Source organism: Bradyrhizobium jicamae (assembly GCF_018130695.1).
GTDB lineage: Bacteria > Pseudomonadota > Alphaproteobacteria > Rhizobiales > Xanthobacteraceae > Bradyrhizobium > Bradyrhizobium jicamae_B.
Genome location: NZ_JAFCJX010000001.1, coordinates 522,929 through 541,594 on the forward strand (window position 1 = coordinate 522,929; position 18,666 = coordinate 541,594).

Here is an 18,666-nt window from a genome sequence, read left to right on the forward strand (position 1 = left end):
GATGTCGTTGATGCAGGGCACCCAGCTACGCAGCACTCCGCCCACCTCGGCCGCCCGCCGCGCCTTCATCCGCGCCTGGCCGGAATTCGAGAACCCGGTCGCCTGGTTCGTGGCGCTGATCCTCGTCATCATGCCGCTGATCGCGAACGGATTCTTCCTGATCGAGATCTTCGGCACCACCCTGATCCTCGGCACCATCGCCCTCAGCCTGATGTTCCTCGCAGGCTACGGCGGCATGGTGAGCCTGATGCAGCTGACCATCGCCGGCTTCTCGGCCTACATGGTCGCCGTGTTCGGCGTCAGCGCCAACACCAATATCAGCCTCGGCTGGCCGTGGTGGCTGGCAACCCCGATGGCGCTGGCGCTGGCGACCGCGTTCGGCACGCTTGGCGGCGCGCTCGCGGTGCGCACCGAAGGCATCTACACCATCATGATCACGCTGGCGATCGGCGCTGCCTTCTACTACTTCACCAACCAGAACTGGGCGATCTTCGGCGGCCACACCGGCATCAACACCGTCGCCACCCCGCATATCTGGGGCATCGACTGGCGCAACGACGTCGCGTTTTATTACGTGGCGCTCGGCGTCGCCGCGATCTGCTACTTCGCGGTCCAGTACGTCTCGCGCGCGCCGTTCGGTCTCGCGCTGCAGGGCGTGCGCGACAATCCGCGCCGGATGGCCGCGCTCGGCTTCAACGTCAATGCGCATCGCGTCGCGGCCTACGCCTTCGCCTCCTTCATCGCCGCCCTCGGCGGCGTGCTGCAGGTCTGGAACTACCGGCAGATCTCGCCGGGCTCGGTCAGCGTCAACGCCTGCATCGACATCCTGATCATCGCGGTCGTCGGCGGGATCACGCGGCCGGTCGGCCCCTATATCGGCGCCTTCGTGTTCGTGATCCTGCGCACTTTTGCGCTCGATCTGCTGGTCAAATTCGGCCTCGACGGCAACCGTTTTCGTCTCCTGATCGGGCTCGGCTTCCTCGCCATCGTGTTCTGGTCGTCCGACGGCATGATCGGCCTGTGGGAGCGCTGGCGCCGCCGCAACACCACTGCATCGCCGCGTACACGCAGAGGCGGCCATGGATAGCGTCGCGCAGCGTCTCTCCGCAGTCGGCGCCGGCGCAGCTTTGGAGCTACGCGGGGTGACGCGGCTGTTCGGCGCGCTCGCAGCGCTGACCGACATCACCATCACGGTGCGGCCGGGCGAACGGCGCGCGGTGCTCGGCTCCAACGGCGCCGGCAAGACCACGCTGTTCAACTGCATCACCGGCGACTTCCCGCCCTCCTCCGGCACGATCCGATTCTTCGGCGAGGACATCACCCACTTTCCACCTTACGAGCGGATCCGCCGCGGCCTGCGCCGCACCTACCAGATTTCGGCACTGTTCCCCGGCCTCACCGTGCATGACAACGTTTACCTCGCCTGCCGCGGCGTCTCGCGCGGACGCTTCTCGTTCCTGCGGCCGGGACAGAACGACGCGCTGATGCACGCCACCGAAACGCTGGTGCAGGCGGTGCATCTCACATCGGTGAAGGACCAGCGCGTCGCCGAGCTCGCCCATGGCCAGCAGCGCCAGCTCGAGATCGCGCTTGCGCTCGCCGGTGCGCCGCGATTCATCCTGTTCGACGAGCCCGCCGCAGGCCTGTCGCCGACCGAGCGGCGCGAGCTGATCGAGATCCTGACTTCGCTGCCGGCGCATATCGGCTACATCATTATCGAGCACGACATGGACGTCGCGCTGCGCGTCGTCGAGAGCGTGACGATGATGCACAACGGCCGCATCTTCAAGGAAGGCTTGCCGCGCGACATCGAGTCCGATCCCGAGGTGCAGGAACTTTATCTCGGAGGCGGCCATGGCTGACCGCCGCAGCGCGCCCGCCCTCGAGGTGAAAGGCCTCGACGTCTATTATGGCCATTCGCACGCGCTGCAGGGCGTCGACCTCACGCTCGATAGCGGCGTGTTCTCGGTGGTCGGCCGCAATGGCATGGGCAAGACCACGCTGTGCAAGACCATCATGGGCCTGGTCCGCGCCAGCGGCGGCTCGGTGCGGATCCGCGGCGAGGACGTCACGCAGCAGAGCCCGGCCCGCATCGCGCGACTTGGCGTCGGCTATGTGCCGCAAGGCCGCCGCCTGTGGCGCTCGCTCACCGTCGACGAACACCTCGCGCTCGCCGCCGGGCTGCGGCGCGGTCCCTGGACCGTCGAGCGCGTCTACGACACGTTTCCGCGCCTTGCCGAACGCAAGGGCCATGGCGGCAGCCAGCTCTCCGGCGGCGAGCAGCAGATGCTGGCCATCTCGCGCGCGCTGCTGACCAATCCGCAGCTGCTGATCATGGACGAGCCGACCGAGGGTCTCGCGCCCGTCATCGTCGCCCAGGTCGAGGAGATGCTGGTCCGGCTCGGCGACGACGGCGACATGTCGGTGCTGGTGATCGAGCAGAACATCGGCGTCGCCACTGCGATCTCGCGCAACGTCGCGATCATGGTCAACGGCCGGATCAACCGCATCATCGATTCCGCGCGGCTATCCGCCGACCGCGATCTGCAGCAACGCCTCCTCGGCGTCGGCATGCATGGCGATCTCGATGCCGATGTTGAGGCCGGCCCGGCAAAGGCGACGTCCGACGCCGCGCCTCAGCCCGCGCGCAAGGGACCGGTCCGCATCTATGTCTCCAATCCCGTGCTGCCGACACGCTGGTCACAACCGGTGCCAATCGCGCGCATCGAAGCCGCTGCCCGCACGCAATCGGCGGGCGTGACGCGGCTCGAAGAGGCCCCGCGGGCACGGCGCGAGCAGGCCGTGACACAAACGTCCGGGCCACCGGTCGTGCTGGTCGTCGGCACGCTCGACACCAAAGGCGCAGAACTGCGCTACATCCGCGACATCATTGTCGAGAGCGGCCTGCGCGCCCGTCTCGTCGACGTCTCCACCAGCGGCAAGGCTGCGACCTGCGACGTCACGGCGCAGGAGATCGCACTCAATCACGGCCGTGGCGGCTCCGGCGTATTTGGTTCCGACCGCGGTGCATCGGTGGCTGCGATGGCTGACGCATTCGAGCGATGGCTGCGGCGCCAGGGCAATGTCGCCGGGATCATCTCGGCAGGCGGCTCAGGCGGCGCCTCGCTGGTTGCGCCCGCCATGCGCGCCCTTCCCGTCGGCGTGCCCAAGATCATCATCTCCTCCGTTGCCTCGGGCGATATCGGCCCTTACGTCGGCCCGGCCGACATCATGATGATGTATTCGGTCACCGACGTGCAGGGCCTCAACTCGATCTCCCGCGCGGTGCTCGCCAACGGTGCGAACGCGCTGGCTGGCATGATCAAGGCACGGCTTGACGAGCGCGCGACCAGGCAACGCGAGGCGGCGAGCAACCTGCCCGCGATCGGCATCACCATGTTCGGCGTGACGACGCCGGCGGTGCAGAAGATCGCCGCTGAGCTGCGCGAAGATGTCGAGTGCCTGGTGTTCCACGCCACCGGCGTCGGCGGACGCTCGATGGAGAAGCTGGTGGATTCCGGCCAGCTTGCCGGCGTCATCGACCTCACCACGACAGAGGTCTGCGACCTCCTGATGGGCGGCGTGTTTCCGGCGACCGATGATCGCTTCGGCGCAGTCGTTCGCAGCCGCGTGCCCTATGTCGGGTCGGTCGGCGCGCTCGACATGGTGAACTTCGGCGCGCCCGACACCATCCCCGAGCGCTATCGCAACCGAAAATTCCACGTCCACAATCCGCAGGTCACGTTGATGCGGACCACGCCGGAGGAGAACGAGCGGATCGGCCGCTGGATCGGCGAAAAGCTGAACCAGATGGACGGGCCGGTGCGATTTGTCCTGCCCGAAGGTGGCGTCTCCGCGCTCGATGCGCCCGGCCAGCCGTTCTGGGATCCGGATGCCGACGCCGCGCTGTTCCGTTCGCTGGAGCACACGGTGCGCGCGACCAGCAACCGCCAGATCATTCGCGTCAAGCGCAACATCAACGATCCCGAGTTCACCGCCGCCATCGTCAGCGCGTTCCGTCCCCTGCTCGGACGCGCCGGCGGACGGCGGAGAGTGGCGAGGTGACCCATGCCCAGGTTTGAACGCGCGGTGTTGTTGAAGAAGTTTCGCGACATGGTCGCGCGTGGCGAGCCGATCGTCGGCGGCGGCGCCGGCACCGGGCTGTCGGCGAAATGCGAAGAGGCCGGCGGCGTCGATCTGATCGTGATCTACAATTCCGGCCGCTACCGCATGGCCGGCCGCGGCTCGCTCGCAGGCCTGATGCCCTATGGCGATGCCAATGCGATCGTGGTCGAGATGGCCGGCGAAGTGCTGCCGGTCGTGACCAAAACGCCCGTGCTCGCCGGCGTCAACGGCACCGATCCGTTCCGCGACATGGACGTGTTCCTCGATCAGCTCAAGGCACTCGGCTTCGCCGGCGTGCAGAACTTTCCGACCGTCGGCCTGATCGACGGCACCTTCCGCGCCAATCTCGAAGAGACCGGCATGTCCTATGCGCTGGAGATCGACATGATCGCGCGTGCCCATGACAAGGACATGCTGACGACGCCTTACGTGTTCAGCGAACAGGAGGCCGCCGCGATGGCGATCGCCGGCGCCGACATCATCGTCTGCCATATGGGCCTGACCACAGGCGGCACGATCGGCGCGCAGACCGCGCCCAAGCTCGCTGACTGCCCTGCCCGCATCGAGGCCTGGGCGGACGCGGCGCTCAGCATCAATCCGAACATCCTGGTGCTCGCGCATGGCGGTCCGATCGCGGACCCCGCGGATGCCGATTTCATCATGAAGAAAACGCGCAACTGCCACGGCTTCTACGGCGCCTCCTCGATGGAGCGCCTGCCAGTGGAGCGTGCGCTGACGGATCAGGTTCGCAAATTCAAGGCGATCGGCGCGCGTTAGCGCGCCGTGACCAAGGGAGGAAGAGATGTCGGGGATGCTGGTCGGTGAATTGATCCTCTGGCTCATCGTCGCAATCGTCGCGATCGTCATCATCGTATACGTCGTGAACTGGCTGTATCACCGCTCGTCGAAGGAAGTGTCCTTCGTCCGGACCGGCTTCCTCGGCGAACGCGTGGTGATCAACGGCGGCGCCTTCGTGCTGCCGTTCATCCACGACTACACGCCAGTGAACATGAACGTGCTGCCGATGGGGATCACCCGCTCCCGGCAGGACGCCGTGATCACCCGCGACCGGATGCGCGTCGACGTCGAGGCCGATTTCTACGTCCGCGTTCAGCCGATCCGCGAAGCCGTCTCGATCGCCGCCGCCACCCTCGGCCGCCGCACCATGGAGCCCGAGCAGTTGCACACCCTGCTCTCCGGCAAGTTCATCTCCGCGATCCGCTCGGTCGCCGCCGAAATGACCATGGAGCAGATGCACGAGCAGCGCGGCGAATATGTCGCACGCGTCAAGGCCAACGCCGCCGAGGCGCTGGCGCAGAACGGCCTCGAGCTGGAATCGGTCGCGATCACGGATCTGGACCAGACCGACCTCGAATTCTTCAACCCCTCGAACCGCTTCGACGCCGAAGGTCTGACGCGCCTGATGGAGGATATCGAGGCCAAGCGGAAGCTGCGCAACGACATCGAGCAGGACTCGATGATCAAGATCCGCACCCGCAACCTCGAAGCCGAGCGGCAGGCGCTGGAGATCGAGCGCGAGAGCGAAACCGCGCGCCTGGAGCAGGAACGCGACATCGAGATGCGCCGCGCGCTACAGCGCACCGAGGTCGCTCGCGAGCGCGCGTTGCGCGAGACCGAGGCCGAGCAGGCCCAGATCACCGCGCGCGAAGCGATCGAGAAGGCCCGCATCTCCAATGAGCAGGCCATCACCGAGGCCCGCATCGCCTCCGAGCGTGAGACGCGGCAGAAGGAGATTGAGCGGACGCGCGTGGTCGAGGAGAAAGAGTTGCTGGCCCGCGAGGAGATCGAGAAAGCGCGGATCGCCAATCAGCGATCGATCGACACCACGCGCATTGCCTCCGAGCGCGAGGTCCGCCAGCGCGAGATCGAGCGCATGCGCACGGTGGAGGAAGCCGAGATTTCTGCCCGCGAGGCGGTCGAGAAGGCGCGCATCCAGCAGGATCGCGTCGTCACCGACGCCCGCATCGCCAACGAGGAAGAGACCCGCCGGCGCGAGATCGAGCGCACCCGCGCGGTCGAGGAAGCCGAGATCGCCGCGCGCGAGGCGACCGAGAAGGCGCGCATCAGCCAGACCATGACCGTCAACGTCGAGCGCATCACTTCCGACGAGCGCACCCGCGCGCTGGAAATCCAGCAGGTCCGCACCATCCAGGAGGCCGAGATCGAGGCGCAGAAGGCGGTCGAGGCCGCCCGCATCGTGCGCGAGAAGACGCTGGCCGCCGAGCGGATCAGCGCCGACCACTCCACCCGCAAGCTGGAGATCGATCGCAACCAGGCGATCGAGATCGCCGGCATTTCCGCGCGCGAGGCCACCGAAGCCTCGCGTATCGCGCAGGAAGAGCGGGTCCGGGCGCTGGAGATCGCGCGCAATCGTACGGTCGAGGAAGCCGATATCGCCTCGCGCGAGGCGATTGAGGCCGCCCGCATCACCCAGGAGAAGACGGTCGCCGCCCAGCGCATCCGCGCCGAGAAGGAAACCCGGAGTCTCGAGATCGAGCGCACCGAGGCCGTGGAAGCCGCCGACCTCAAGCGACGCGACGCGATCGAGCGGCAGCGTATCGATGTCGAGCTCGCGCTGGAGAGCGAGCGGATCGCCTCCTCCCGCACCCGCGAGGTGCTCAACATCGACCAGAAGAAGACGATCGAGCTGGCCGACGAGGAACGCGTCATCGCGCTCGCCGCCAAGCGCGCGGCGCGGATCGACGCCGACCGGCAGGTCAAGCAGGCCGAGATCGTCGCCCGCAAGGATGTCGAGACCACGGACGTCTCACGCGAACAGGCGCTGGAAGCCGCCCGGATCGAGCGCCGCCGCGCCATCGAGCAGCTCGAGGTCGCCCGTACGCAATCGTTGCAAGAGGCCGAGATCGTCGCCCGCGAGGAAGTCGAGCGCGCGCGTATTGCTTCGGACCGTGGCCTCGACGAAGCCCGGATCGGCCGCGAGCGCGATCTGCGCAAGCTGGAGGTCAACCGCGAGAAGGACGTCGAGACGGCGCTGATGGAGAAGGCCATCGCGCTCTATCAGAAATCGCTGGAAGAATCCGCCGCCAAGGTCAGCGCGGAAGATGCCCGCGTCCGCGCCACGGAAGCTGCCGAGCGCGTGATTACCGCCCGTGAAAGCGAGATCGCAAAGCGGCGCAAGACGGTCGAGGTGCTGATCGCCGAGAAGCAAGCCGAGGAGACAAGGATCGCGGCGGAGGCCGAGCGGGTCCGCGCCGCGGTCGAGGCCGAGGCGCAGCGGCTGCTCAACGAGGCCGAGAACGTGCTCACCGACCAGGCCCGCTACTCGCTGTTCCGCCGCAAGCTGCTGGACCGAATCGAGGGCATCGTGCGCGAGAGCGTCAAGCCGATGGAGAAGATCGAGGGCATCCGCATCCTCCAGGTCGACGGCCTCAACGGCAATGGCGGGGGTGGCGGCAGCGGCCGCAGCGCCACCGACGAGGTGATCGATTCTGCCCTGCGCTACCGCGTGCAGGCGCCGCTGATCGACTCAATCCTGTCGGATATCGGCGTCGAAGGCGGCAGCCTCGCAAAAATGCCCGGCCTGATCCGCGAGGCCCGCGACATGCAGGGCATCAAGGATTCCACCCGCAAGAGCGGCGGTGGCGGCGAGAAACCCGCGGCCTCGCCGGAAGGCTCCGCCGAGCCGCGGCCGGAACGCACGCCGCGCAAGAAGGACTAAGAGCGCACCATGGCCAGGGTTTACGTCTCAACTGTCGTGAATGCGCGCAACGACCGCGTCTGGGCCCGCGTGCGCGATTTCAACGGGCTGCCGAACTGGCATCCCGCGATCGCCGAAAGCCGCATCGAGGGCGGCGAGCCCTCCGACAAGATCGGTTGCGTCAGGGATTTTCGCCTGCGCAACGGCGACCGCATCCGCGAAAAGCTGCTCGGGCTGTCCGACTACGACATGTTTTGCACCTACTCGATCCTGGAATCGCCAATGGGAGTCGAAAACTATGTCGCGACGCTCCGGCTGACGCCGGTCACCGACGGCGACCAGACCTTTATGGAATGGACTGCAGAATTCGACTGCGCGCCGGAACGCGAAACGGAGCTGGTCAACAACATCGGTGGCGGCGTGTTTCAGGGCGGCTTCGACGCGCTGAAACGGGCTTTTGGAGGCTAGCCGTGCCGCATATCGTCAAGAGCACGATCCTGGACGCATCCACGGATGCGGTGTGGAATGTGCTGCGCGATTTCAACGGCCATGACCGCTGGCACCCGGCTGTCGCGACCAGCGCGATCGAGCGCGCGCAATCCGCCGACAAGATCGGCTGCGTCAGGCGGTTCAAGCTGAAGGACGGTCCGGAGCTACGCGAGCAGTTGCTGGCGCTGTCCGACCTCGAGCAATCCTTTAGCTACTGCCTGCTCGATACGCCGATCCCGATGTTCAACTATGTCGCGCATGTGCGCCTGCTGCCGGTCACCGACGGCGACCGCACCTTCTGGCACTGGGAGTCGCGCTTCACGACCAGGCCGGAAGATCGCGACAGCATCACGCAGATGGTTTCCGAAGACATCTATCAAGCCGGATTTGAAGCCATTCGCCGGCATCTCAAGGAGGCCGCGTAACCGCGGAAAGATCCATGCCCGTCACGGTGAGGACGTTTACAAGCTCGGGTGACGCGGCGGCAGCGCTGTCGTCGGACCGCAGCGCGCGCTATCTCGGCGGCGGCACGCTGGTAATGCGGGCGCTCAACGAGGGCGACATCTCGATCTCGACCATCGTGCGTGCCAGCGACCACGCGTTGTCGCGGATCGAGGCGACGGGCTCTCGGGTCACGATCGGTGCCGGCGTCACCTTTGCGCGAATCCTGGCTGAGCGCGACCTCGCCTTCCTGCACGCCCCTGCCCGCTCGATCGGCGGACCGGCGGTGCGCAACATGGGCACCGTCGGCGGCAACCTGTTTGCGCCCAATCCATACGGCGACTTCACCGTCGCGCTGCTCGCGCTTGATGCCATGGTCTCCGTGCAAGGCGGGCTCGGCAGCCGCGACATTCCGATCGAGGAATTTTTGCAAGGACGCGAGCGGCAGACCGGCACGCTGGTGCTATCGATCTCCTGCCAGAAGCCGGGCCAGACCGACGCGTTCCGCTATCGCAAGATCGCGCGGATCAAGCCGAAGGGCGGCTCGGTGATCACACTCGCCGCGCACCTGCCTGTCAACGGCAACCGCATCGTCGGCGCGCGGATCGCGCTGGGCTCGATGGCGCCGACGCAAATTCGCGCCCGCGCCGCCGAGCGGGCGCTGGAGGGCCGCTCGCTCGATGCCGCGACCATCAGCGCTGCCGCAGCGGCCGCGGCAGAGGGAACCGCGCCCGGCGACAATGCGCTCGGCAGCGCCTGGTATCGCCGCGAGATCGTCGGCGTGCATCTGCGCCGCCTGCTCTCCGGTCAGGAATAGGATCGTCATGGCCAAGACCGCGCTTCAATTCCGACACAACGGCCGCGACGTCGCGATCTTCGTCGACGGCGGCACCAATCTGCTGGTCGCGCTGCGCGAGCTGATCGGCGACATGACGCCGAAATTCGGCTGCGGCCAGGGTGGCTGCGGCGCCTGCAGCGTGCTGGTCGACGGCGAGTTGCATCTGTCCTGCCTGACCTTGGCCGAGACGGTCGCCGGCCGCTCGGTCGAGACGCTCGACGGCATCAAGGACGGCCCCAACCTGCATCCCCTGCAACGCGCCTTCGCCGACAATTTCGCCGCCCAGTGTGGCTATTGCACCCCGGGCATGCTGATGGCCGCCAAGGCGCTGCTCGACCGCAATCCATCGCCGAGCCGTGACGAGGTCGTCGAAGCGATCTCGGGCAACATCTGCCGCTGCACCGGTTACGAACCCATCATCAACGCCGTGCTCGCAGCCGCCTCCGGCGGCCGAGCGCGGGCGTAAAGGACAGGCCATGCTGGAACTGCGCAAGGACATCTTCGCCGACGAGCGCGACGATAACCTCAAGGAGATCGGCAAACCCACGCAACGTCAGGACATGCTCGGCCATGTCACGGGCACCTCGCCCTATTTCAACGATCACATGCTGCAGGGCATGCTGCATCTGAAGGTCGTGCGCAGCACGCATTCGCATGCGCGGCTGCGCCGCATCGACACCTCGGAGGCCGAACGCGCGCAAGGCGTGCGGCGGATCATCCGCGGCGCCGACGTGCCGGTCAATCTCAACACGCTGCTGAGCCTGATCAATTTCGGCAAGGACGACGAGCCATCGCTTGCGGTGGACAAGGTCCGCTACAAGGGCGAGCCGATCGTCGCCATCGTCGCCGACAGCGAGCGCGAGGCCTTCGAAGCAATAGCAAAAGTCAAGATCGACTACGAGCCGCTGGCGACCGTGTTCGACGTCGAGGACGCGCTGAAGCCCGGTGCGCCCGTGGTCAACGAGGTCTATCCCAGAAACACCTTCACCTATCACGAGACCTACGACCGTCAGCAGCTGCGCTTCGGCGACGCCGATCGGGCGCTTGCCACCGCGGATCACGTGCTGGAACAACGCTACCAGATGTCGCCGATCGAGCACGCGCCGACCGAGACCAACGGCTCGATCGCCGCTCCCGACACCAACGGCCGCTACATCGTCTACACTTCGACCCAGGCGCTGTTCTTCTCGGTCGACACCTGCGCAAAAATCCTCGACGTCCCTTCCAATACTTTTCACTTCATCGGCGGCACGGTCGGCGGCGGGTTTGGCGGCAAGGTCGACACGCTGACCGAACCGCTCTGCATCCTCGGCGCCATGCTGACTGGACGTCCCGTCCGCTATGTGTTCGGGCGCGAGGAGGAGATGCAATACGGCCCGCCACGCGGCGCCGAGCGCATCTACATCAAGGACGGCGTGATGCGCGACGGCCGGATCGTGGCGCGCAATATCCGCGCCTATTTCGATAGCGGCGCCTATACGCGATTGTCGAGCTACGCCGCGGTGAAATGCGCCGCGCATCTGCCCGGGCCCTACACCATCCCGAACGTTCATGGCGACGTCTATTGCGTCTTCACCAACCGCACGCCGGCAACCGCGATGCGCGGCTTCGGGGTGACCGCGATGGATTTTGCGATTGAGTGCCAGATGGACAAGCTGGCCCATCTCGTCGGCATGGATCCGATGGAGTTCCGCATCCTCAATGCCTATCGCGACGGTGACATGAAGGCGCATCGCCGCGAGGCCAAGAACACCGCGCTGATCGAATGCGTCCAGGTCGCGGCCGAGAAAGCAAAATGGCCGATCCGCGAGGAGTTTCGGCGGATGTCCTCGCGCAAGGATGGTGGCGGCGCCCGTGCCGCTATCCCTGCGACCCCGCCCGAGTCCCACGCGCCGGTGGCGGCACCGTCCCAGCAGCGCACGACCTATGACCGCGCCCCCGTCGCGACACGAGAGCCGCCGCCACCGCCTCCTCCGCCGTCGTCACCGACGCCGCCGCGGCCGAACGCGCCGTCGCACGGCGCCACCCGCTTCTCCTCCGTCTTCGGCACCAGGAGGCGCTGACATGACCCGGCATCGCGGACGCGGCATCGCGTCGATCAACTATCCCATCGGCATGAATCTCGGCGGCGATCCGAGCCAGGCGCTGGTGCATTCGAACCCAAGCGGCAAGTTCACGGTTGCGCTGTCGTCGATCGATCTCGGCCAGGGCATGAAGTCGGTGACGCGGCAGATCTGCGCGGAGACGCTCGGCGTCCCCGTCGAGGATGTCTATGTCGACACCGCCGATTCCGATACCGGCCCGCACTGCATGGGCTCGTTCGCCTCGCGCGGCACGCATCGTGTCGGCAACGCCGTGATGGCGGCGGCCCGCGAGGCACGTGGTGTGATGATGGAGGCTGCCGCCGAGGAGTTGGAAGTCAATGCCGCCGATCTCGAAACCGACGGCCGCGGCAACATCCATGTCAAGGGCGCGCCGCACCGATCAATTTCAACCAAGGACGTCGCGATCGCCGCCCAGTTCAAGCAGGGCAAGACCATCTCCGGCCGCGGCATCTTCCTGGTGCCGCTGTCCAACGTCGATCCTGAGACCGGCGAGATGTCGCCGGCGACGTGCTATGCGCATGCCTGCATGGTCGCCGAGGTCGAGGTCGACGACGAGACCGGCGAGGTTGCGATGGTGCGGATGGACTCGGCCTACGAGCTCGGCCGCGCGCTCAACCCGCGGCTGGTCGAGCAGCAACTGGTCGGCGGCGCCTGGATGGGCGTCAGCCACGCGCTGTACGAGACGCCCGAGCCTTATTATCCGGATCCCTCGCACGGGCCGCGCGACTTCGTCGAATATTTGATGCCCGGCCCGGGCGACATCTGCCCACACGACATCGCGGTGCTGGAGCGCCCTGCTCCGGATGGCCCGTTCGGCGCCAAGGGTCCGGGCGAGATGTGCGCCAATCCGGTGCTGCCGGCGGTCGCGAATGCGATCTTCAACGCCGTCGGCGTGCGCATCGACGATCTGCCGATCACGCCGGAAAAGGTGCTGCGCGCGATCAAGGCGCAGGGCGGCGCGCGGCCGCAGGCGCGGCGCTGAGGTCGACATGCCGGTCCGCAGCAACATCGTCGGCATCGACAGCCCGGAGGCGCTGGAGAAGGCGCTGCGTGCGGCCTATTACCTCGCCGACGACAGCATCGCCACCGCCTCCTATCTCTCGCTCGCACTCGGCAAGCCGCTGCTGCTGGAGGGCGCGCCCGGCGTCGGCAAGACCGAGGCTGCAAAGGCGATCGCCGCCGTGCTCGGCCGCAAGCTGATCCGCCTGCAATGCTACGAAGGCATCGATGCGTCCGCCGCGCTCTACGAGTGGAACTATCCGCGCCAGATGCTCGCAATCCGGCAAGCCGGCGAGGAAACCATCGACATCTACGGCGAGTCATTTTTGATCGAGCGTCCGATGCTCGCGGCATTGCGCGCGCCTGATGCCACCGTGCTGCTGATCGACGAAATCGACCGCGCCGACCAGGAGTTCGAGGCTTTCCTGCTCGAATTTCTCTCCGACTTCCAGATCTCGATCCCCGAGCGCGGCACGATCCGCGCGGCCGAGCATCCGGTGGTGGTGCTGACCTCGAACCGGACGCGCGATTTGCACGAGGCGCTGCGGCGGCGCTGCGTCTACCACTGGATCGACTATCCGACCGCCGATCGCGAAGCACGCATCGTGATGATGCGGGCCTCCAGCGTCGCCGAGGCCACCGCGCGCGCGGTCGTCGCGGCCGTTGGCCGGCTCCGCCGTGAACCGCTGAGCAAGGCGCCCGGCATCGCCGAGGCCGTCGACTGGGCGGAGGCCGCCACCCTGCTCTACAACGGCGGCGCGCGCTGGCCGGATGCGTTCAAGCGCTCGATCGGTGTCGCGCTGAAGGACGAGGAGGACCTGCACTACATCTCGCCGCGGCTCGACGCCATCATTGCGGAGGCAGCCGCGTGAGCGACGATCCGAAGCTGCCGCGCGCGGCGCAAATTTTCGTCACCTTCGTCGCGCTGCTGCGCGCCAACGGCTTTTCGGTCGCGCCGGAGCAGACGACCTCGTTCCTGGCCGCGGTCGAACTGCTCGGCCCGCGCAGCATGGAGCACATCCGACAGGCCGGGCTCGCCACGCTGGCGCCGCCGCCGGAGCGGCGCGCCACCTACGATCGGCTGTTCGACCTCCATTTCCGCGGTAGCGAAGCGATCGAGTACGGCGAGGGTGAGGATGACGAGGTCGTCCGCCTGCAGGAGGAAGGCCGTGGCGACGGCGAGCCGCCGCTCGCCGACGAGACCAATGAATCCGGCCTCGCCGCCGCCCGCGCGGAAGCCCTGGTCGAGCGCCGCTTCGCCCAGCCATCCACCAGCGATGCGTTGCGGCGTCTCGCGCGCGAAGCGCCGACCCGATTGCCGCGGCGGCGCGGTCACCGGCGGCGGCGCGCGCGGCGTGGCCCGTTCGCCGATCTGCGCCGGACTCTGCGCGAGAGCGTGCGCAATGACGGCGAAGTGCTGAAGCTCGGACGGCTCCGCCGGCGCCAGCGCCCGCGAAAAATGCTGCTGCTGATCGACGTCTCTGGCTCGATGAAGGCGCGCACCGAGGAGAACATGAAGCTCGCGCATGCGCTGGCGCAGGCGGCGGGCAGTGTCGAGATCTTCACCTTCGGCACCCGCCTGACCCGGATCACCCGGCCGATGCGGCTGAAGCGGCGCGAGCAGGCGCTGAACGCGGCCGCCTTCATCGTCAGCGATTGGGATGGCGGCACGAGGATCGGTGATGCGCTGCAGGCCTTCCTCGCCGTGCCCCGGTTCGGCGGTTACGCGCGCGGCGCGGCCGTCGTGATCGTCTCCGACGGGCTGGAGCGCGGCGATCCCGCAGCGCTGCGCGATGCCGTGGCAAAACTGTCGCGGCGGGCGTGGCGCGTGAGCTGGCTGACGCCGCTCGCCACCACGCCCGGCTTCAAGCCGCAGACCGAGGCGCTGGTCGCGATCCAACGCTTCGTCGATGACATCGTGGACGGCGGATCGAGCGCGGCCGTGGTCGCGCACCTGCTGTCGCTCGGAAGACTCAGGAGAGCTGCGTGACTGACATCGTCGACGGACATCATCACATCTGGCGTCAGGCCGATCTCGCCTGGCTGTCCGGCCCGATGCAGCCGCGCATCTTCGGCCCCTATGAGCCGATCCGCCGTGACTATCCGATCGAAGAGTATCTCGACGACCTCAAGGGCACCGGCGTCACCCGCTCGGTCTATGTCCAGACCAACTGGCCGAACGACAGGTTCGAGGACGAGGCGGCCTGGGTGCAGCACACCGCCGACAAGCACGGCTGGCCCCACGCGATCGTCGCTTACGCTGATTTCAGCGTTGACGATGTCCGTCCGCAGCTCGACCGCCTCAAGCGCTATCCGCTGATGCGCGGCGTGCGGATGCAGCTGCACTGGCACGAGAACCCGCTCTATCGCTTCGCCGCCCGTCCCGACCTGTGCACCGATCCGAAGATCAAACGCAACGTCGCCCGCCTCGCCGACTACGGCTGGAGCTTTGACCTGCAGGTGTTCGCGCCGCAGATGGCCGACGCGGCGGGCCTTGCCGAAGCCAGCCCTGATGTCACCTTCGTCCTGCAGCACGCTGGCATGCTCGAGGATCTGTCGCCGCAGGGCCGCTCAGCCTGGCGCACCGGCATGGCGCGGCTGGCGCAATGCCCGAACGTGGTCTCGAAGCTGTCGGGGCTCGGCACCTTCATCCATCGCAACGATGCCACGCATATCGGCGACATCATGTCAGACACGGTGGCGATCTTCGGCGCCGAACGCTGCCTGTTCGGCTCCAACTTTCCGATCGAAAAGCTCTGGACCAGCTATCGCGATCTGATCGACGCCTTCCGTACCGCCGCCGCGCGGCTGACGCCGGAACAGCGCGAAGCGATTTTCAACAGGACCGCATCACGCGTCTATCGCCTCGGGACGTGACGGCGATGCGACAGACGATAACAGGGAATTGGGAGGGATGAGATGCCGCTGGAGATCAAGATCCTGGACTATGGCGATATCGAGCTGGAATCGAGCTTCCTGGTACTCGGGCGCGATTGCGGCCGCACCCGGCGTGTGCTGACGCTCGGCTTCCTGATCACCGGTGGCGCCTACCCGATCGTGATCGATACCGGCTACCGCTCGAACCAGATCATGGAGACGCTCGGCATGCGCGGCCTCCAGTTCCACGAGAACATGATCGAGAACCAGCTGGCACGTCACGGCGTGCGGATGGGCGATGTCCGCTACGTCTGCCACACCCATCTGCATATCGACCACGCCGGCAAGGACGACCTGTTCCCGATGAACACGACCGTCGTGCTCAACCGCAAAGAGCTGGAATATTCCGTCTCCGGCCTGATGCATCCGCAATATCCGGCACCCGACATCAAGCATCTAATCGACCGCCTGCACACCAAGAGCGCGTTGCGCTTCCTCGACCTGGAAATCACAGGCATGGTCGAGCTGATCCCCGGCGTCTATTGCGAGGCGGCGAATGCGCATACCGAAGGCTCGATGAACATCCACGTCCACACCGCCGACGGAATCGCGACGATCTGCGGCGACGTGATCTATGATTTCAACGACCAGATCGTGACGCCCTTCAACGAGATCCACGATTCCGAGCCGCGCACCACGGGCAATCACGGCACCAGCAAGCGCGCCGAGAAGGCCGCGATCAAGAAGCTGCTGTCGAGCTCGCGCTATCTGCTGCCGGTGCATGATCGCCCGGCCAAGATCGAGGGCGGCAATGTGGTGGGACGGTTGCACGACCAGGTGCCCGGCCCGGTCGTGCAGAGCCTGCCGCAGCGCAACTGGTTCCCGGCGTAACGCGGGAGGCTCCGATGACCCACGTCACCCTGCGCAAGGAATTCGAAGACCTGATCGATCCCTACGCACCGGTCGGCCAGGTGGGGACGGGCTTCGACTTCACGGAGGGACCGATCTGGCATCCGCAGGATCACTTCCTGCTGTTCTCCGACATGCCCGGCGACGTGCGGCGGCGCTGGGATGCGCGGCGCGGCGTGGTCGAGGTCAAGCGTCCAGCGAATAAATGCAACGGCTTGACGTATGATGCGGACCTCAATCTGATCGTCTGCGAGCATGCGACCTCCTCGCTGATTCGCGAGCGGCCGGACGGACGGCGTGAGGTCATCGCCTCGCATTACGAGAATCAGGAGCTCAACAGCCCAAACGACGTCTGCGTCCATTCCTCCGGCGCGATCTATTTCTCAGATCCCTGGTACGGCCGCATGCCGGTCTATGGCGTCGAGCGGCCGCGGCAGCTCGGCTTCCAGGGCGTCTATCGCGTGCCACCCGGCGGCGGCGCGCCGAAGCTCGTGGTCGATCGCCACATGTTCGAGCAGCCGAACGGGCTGTGCTTCTCGCCGGACGAGCGCATCCTCTATGTCAACGACACCGTGCAGACGCTGATCCGCGCCTTCGATGTCAGCGCCGATGGCTCGCTGACCAATCCGCGCGTGTTCGCCTCAGGCATCACCTCCGAGCTGCAGGCCGGCGTCCCCGACGGCATGAAGTGCGACCAGCGCGGCAATGTCTGGGTCACCGCACCCGGCGGCGTCTGGGTCTATTCGCCCGCCGGCGACCTGCTCGGCAAGGTGCGGCTGCCCGAGCTCGTCGCCAACCTCACCTGGGGCGGACCCGATTTCCGTACGCTCTATCTCACCGCGACGCATTCGGTCTATGCGATCCCGACCAAGGTCGGGCCGCGTCACGAGCCCTATATGAGCGGCCGGCGCAGCAGCGGCGCCACCTCATCCGTGCCGGCGCCGAACCTGTCGGCCGGCGACATGCAGCTCGATCCGCAGCGCTGCGCGATGATCATCCAGGATCTGCAGAACGACGTCATCATGGATGGCGGGGCGTTCGCGGATTCCGGCGCGCCCGCGCATGCCAAGCAGCAGCGCGTCGTCGACAATGTGCGGCGGCTCGCCGAAGTCGCGCGCGCCCGCGGCGTCGCCATCATCCATGTCTGGTTCGTCGTCGAGGCCGGCGCGCCCGGCGTCACCTTGAACGCGCCGCTGTTCGAGGGTCTCGTCGACAGCAAGGCGATGGTCCGCGGCAGCTGGGGCGCGGCGCCGGTCTCGGGACTCGAGCCTCGCGCGGGTGATTTCATCGTCGAGAAGATGCGGATGAGCGCCTGGGAAGGCACGCGGCTGGAGACCATTTTGAAGGCCACCGGCCGCGACATGATCATCAACACCGGCGCCTGGACCAACATGTCGGTCGAGCACACCGCGCGCACCGGCGCCGACAAGGGCTATTTCATGATCGTGCCGGAGGACTGCTGCTCGACCATGAATGCAGACTGGCACAACGCCTCCGTCAACTTCGCGATGCAGAACGTCGCCGTCGTCACCAACGCCGATACCGTGATCAAGGCGCTCGGGTGAACGGCAGATGCCAAAGCTGTTCCACCTGAGCTGCTCGCCGCGGGCGGATTCGGAATCGGCCGCCGGCGCGCGCGTCTTCGTCGAACGCTTCGTGCAAGCGCATCAGGATTGGGACATCGACGCCATGAATCTCTGGCGCGATCCGCTGCCCGATTTCGAGGGTTATGTGCTGGAGGCCAAATACGCCCGGATCGGCGGCAAGCCCTTCACGCCGTCGCAGCGCGACGCCTTTTCGATGGTCGAGCGAATCGCGCTGCGGCTGTCGCTCGCCGATCGCGTGCTGATCTCGACACCGATGTGGAACTTCGGCATCCCCTACAAGCTGAAGCAGTGGATCGACGTCATCACCCAGCCCGGGCTGACGTTCCGATACGATCCGGCGCAGGGTTATCTGCCGCTGCTGAAGGACCGGCCGACCGTCGTCATCATCGCCAGCGGCAGCGATTTCGTCACGGGGATGAACCGCGGCCGCATCGACATGGCGACGCCTTACTTGCGCGAGGCTTTGCGCTTCATCGGCATCGGCAACGTCAGATTCGTGCCGATCGGGCCGACGACGGGACCAGCCGATCCAATCCGCGTCGCCCGCGAGACGGCGCATCGCCGCCTCACCGAGATCGCCGCCAGCTTTTGATCGCG

General features: G+C 66.7%; 17 protein-coding genes. All 17 read left to right on the top strand.

The window, feature by feature from the left end:
- Position 1 precedes the first annotated feature (1 nt).
- The 17 genes from JQ604_RS02430 to JQ604_RS02510 are packed head-to-tail and all read left to right on the top strand — an operon-like array spanning position 2 to position 18,661.
- A complete protein-coding gene (locus JQ604_RS02430) occupies positions 2-1,087 on the top strand; it encodes a branched-chain amino acid ABC transporter permease (protein WP_212352576.1) in 1,086 nt (361 codons plus the stop codon).
- Positions 1,080-1,862 carry an ABC transporter ATP-binding protein gene (locus JQ604_RS02435; RefSeq protein ID WP_212352577.1) on the top strand — a complete coding sequence of 261 codons (783 nt, stop codon included), beginning with the start codon at positions 1,080-1,082 and terminating at the stop codon, positions 1,860-1,862. Before JQ604_RS02430 ends, JQ604_RS02435 begins: the two co-directional genes overlap by 8 nt.
- A complete protein-coding gene (locus tag JQ604_RS02440) occupies positions 1,855-4,065 on the top strand; it encodes an ABC transporter permease (RefSeq protein ID WP_212352578.1) in 2,211 nt (736 codons plus the stop codon). Before JQ604_RS02435 ends, JQ604_RS02440 begins: the two co-directional genes overlap by 8 nt.
- A 3-nt stretch (positions 4,066-4,068) precedes the next feature.
- Positions 4,069-4,902, top strand: a complete 834-nt coding sequence (locus tag JQ604_RS02445) for a phosphoenolpyruvate hydrolase family protein (RefSeq protein ID WP_212352580.1) — start codon at positions 4,069-4,071, stop codon at positions 4,900-4,902.
- A gap of 25 nt (positions 4,903-4,927) precedes the next feature.
- On the top strand, positions 4,928-7,825 hold the full coding sequence (locus tag JQ604_RS02450; protein ID WP_212352582.1) for a flotillin family protein: 2,898 nt from the start codon (positions 4,928-4,930) through the stop codon (positions 7,823-7,825).
- A 9-nt stretch (positions 7,826-7,834) separates the two neighbouring features.
- The gene (locus tag JQ604_RS02455; protein WP_194458956.1) at positions 7,835-8,272 is read left to right on the top strand and encodes an SRPBCC family protein; all 438 of its coding nucleotides are present in this window, start codon (positions 7,835-7,837) and stop codon (positions 8,270-8,272) included.
- A 2-nt stretch (positions 8,273-8,274) separates the two neighbouring features.
- A complete protein-coding gene (locus JQ604_RS02460; protein WP_212352584.1) occupies positions 8,275-8,718 on the top strand; it encodes an SRPBCC family protein in 444 nt (147 codons plus the stop codon).
- Between the two features lie 14 nt (positions 8,719-8,732).
- Positions 8,733-9,551, top strand: coding sequence for an FAD binding domain-containing protein (locus JQ604_RS02465; protein ID WP_212352586.1), 819 nt, complete (start codon positions 8,733-8,735; stop codon positions 9,549-9,551).
- 7 nt (positions 9,552-9,558) lie between these two features.
- Positions 9,559-10,038, top strand: coding sequence for a (2Fe-2S)-binding protein (locus JQ604_RS02470; RefSeq protein WP_212352588.1), 480 nt, complete (start codon positions 9,559-9,561; stop codon positions 10,036-10,038).
- Between the two features lie 10 nt (positions 10,039-10,048).
- Positions 10,049-11,635 carry a xanthine dehydrogenase family protein molybdopterin-binding subunit gene (locus JQ604_RS02475; protein ID WP_212352590.1) on the top strand — a complete coding sequence of 529 codons (1,587 nt, stop codon included), beginning with the start codon at positions 10,049-10,051 and terminating at the stop codon, positions 11,633-11,635.
- 1 nt (position 11,636) lies between these two features.
- A complete protein-coding gene (locus JQ604_RS02480; RefSeq protein ID WP_212352592.1) occupies positions 11,637-12,659 on the top strand; it encodes a xanthine dehydrogenase family protein molybdopterin-binding subunit in 1,023 nt (340 codons plus the stop codon).
- A 7-nt stretch (positions 12,660-12,666) separates the two neighbouring features.
- Positions 12,667-13,548: an AAA family ATPase gene (locus JQ604_RS02485; RefSeq protein WP_212352594.1), complete on the top strand. Its 882-nt coding sequence runs from the start codon at positions 12,667-12,669 to the stop codon at positions 13,546-13,548.
- Positions 13,545-14,666 (top strand): vWA domain-containing protein, encoded by a 1,122-nt coding sequence (locus JQ604_RS02490; protein WP_212352596.1) that lies wholly within the window; start codon positions 13,545-13,547, stop codon positions 14,664-14,666. Before JQ604_RS02485 ends, JQ604_RS02490 begins: the two co-directional genes overlap by 4 nt.
- On the top strand, positions 14,663-15,553 hold the full coding sequence (locus tag JQ604_RS02495) for an amidohydrolase family protein (RefSeq protein ID WP_212352598.1): 891 nt from the start codon (positions 14,663-14,665) through the stop codon (positions 15,551-15,553). The genes JQ604_RS02490 and JQ604_RS02495 overlap by 4 nt, the downstream gene beginning before the upstream one ends.
- Before the next feature lie 42 nt (positions 15,554-15,595).
- Complete coding sequence (locus tag JQ604_RS02500; protein ID WP_212352600.1) at positions 15,596-16,444, top strand: MBL fold metallo-hydrolase; 849 nt, start codon at positions 15,596-15,598, stop codon at positions 16,442-16,444.
- Positions 16,445-16,458: 14 nt separating this feature from the next.
- Positions 16,459-18,027, top strand: a complete 1,569-nt coding sequence (locus JQ604_RS02505; RefSeq protein ID WP_212352602.1) for an isochorismatase family protein — start codon at positions 16,459-16,461, stop codon at positions 18,025-18,027.
- Between the two features lie 7 nt (positions 18,028-18,034).
- Entirely contained in the window at positions 18,035-18,661 is a 627-nt protein-coding gene (locus JQ604_RS02510) for an FMN-dependent NADH-azoreductase (protein ID WP_212352604.1), read from the top strand.
- The last annotated feature ends 5 nt before the right edge of the window (positions 18,662-18,666 follow it).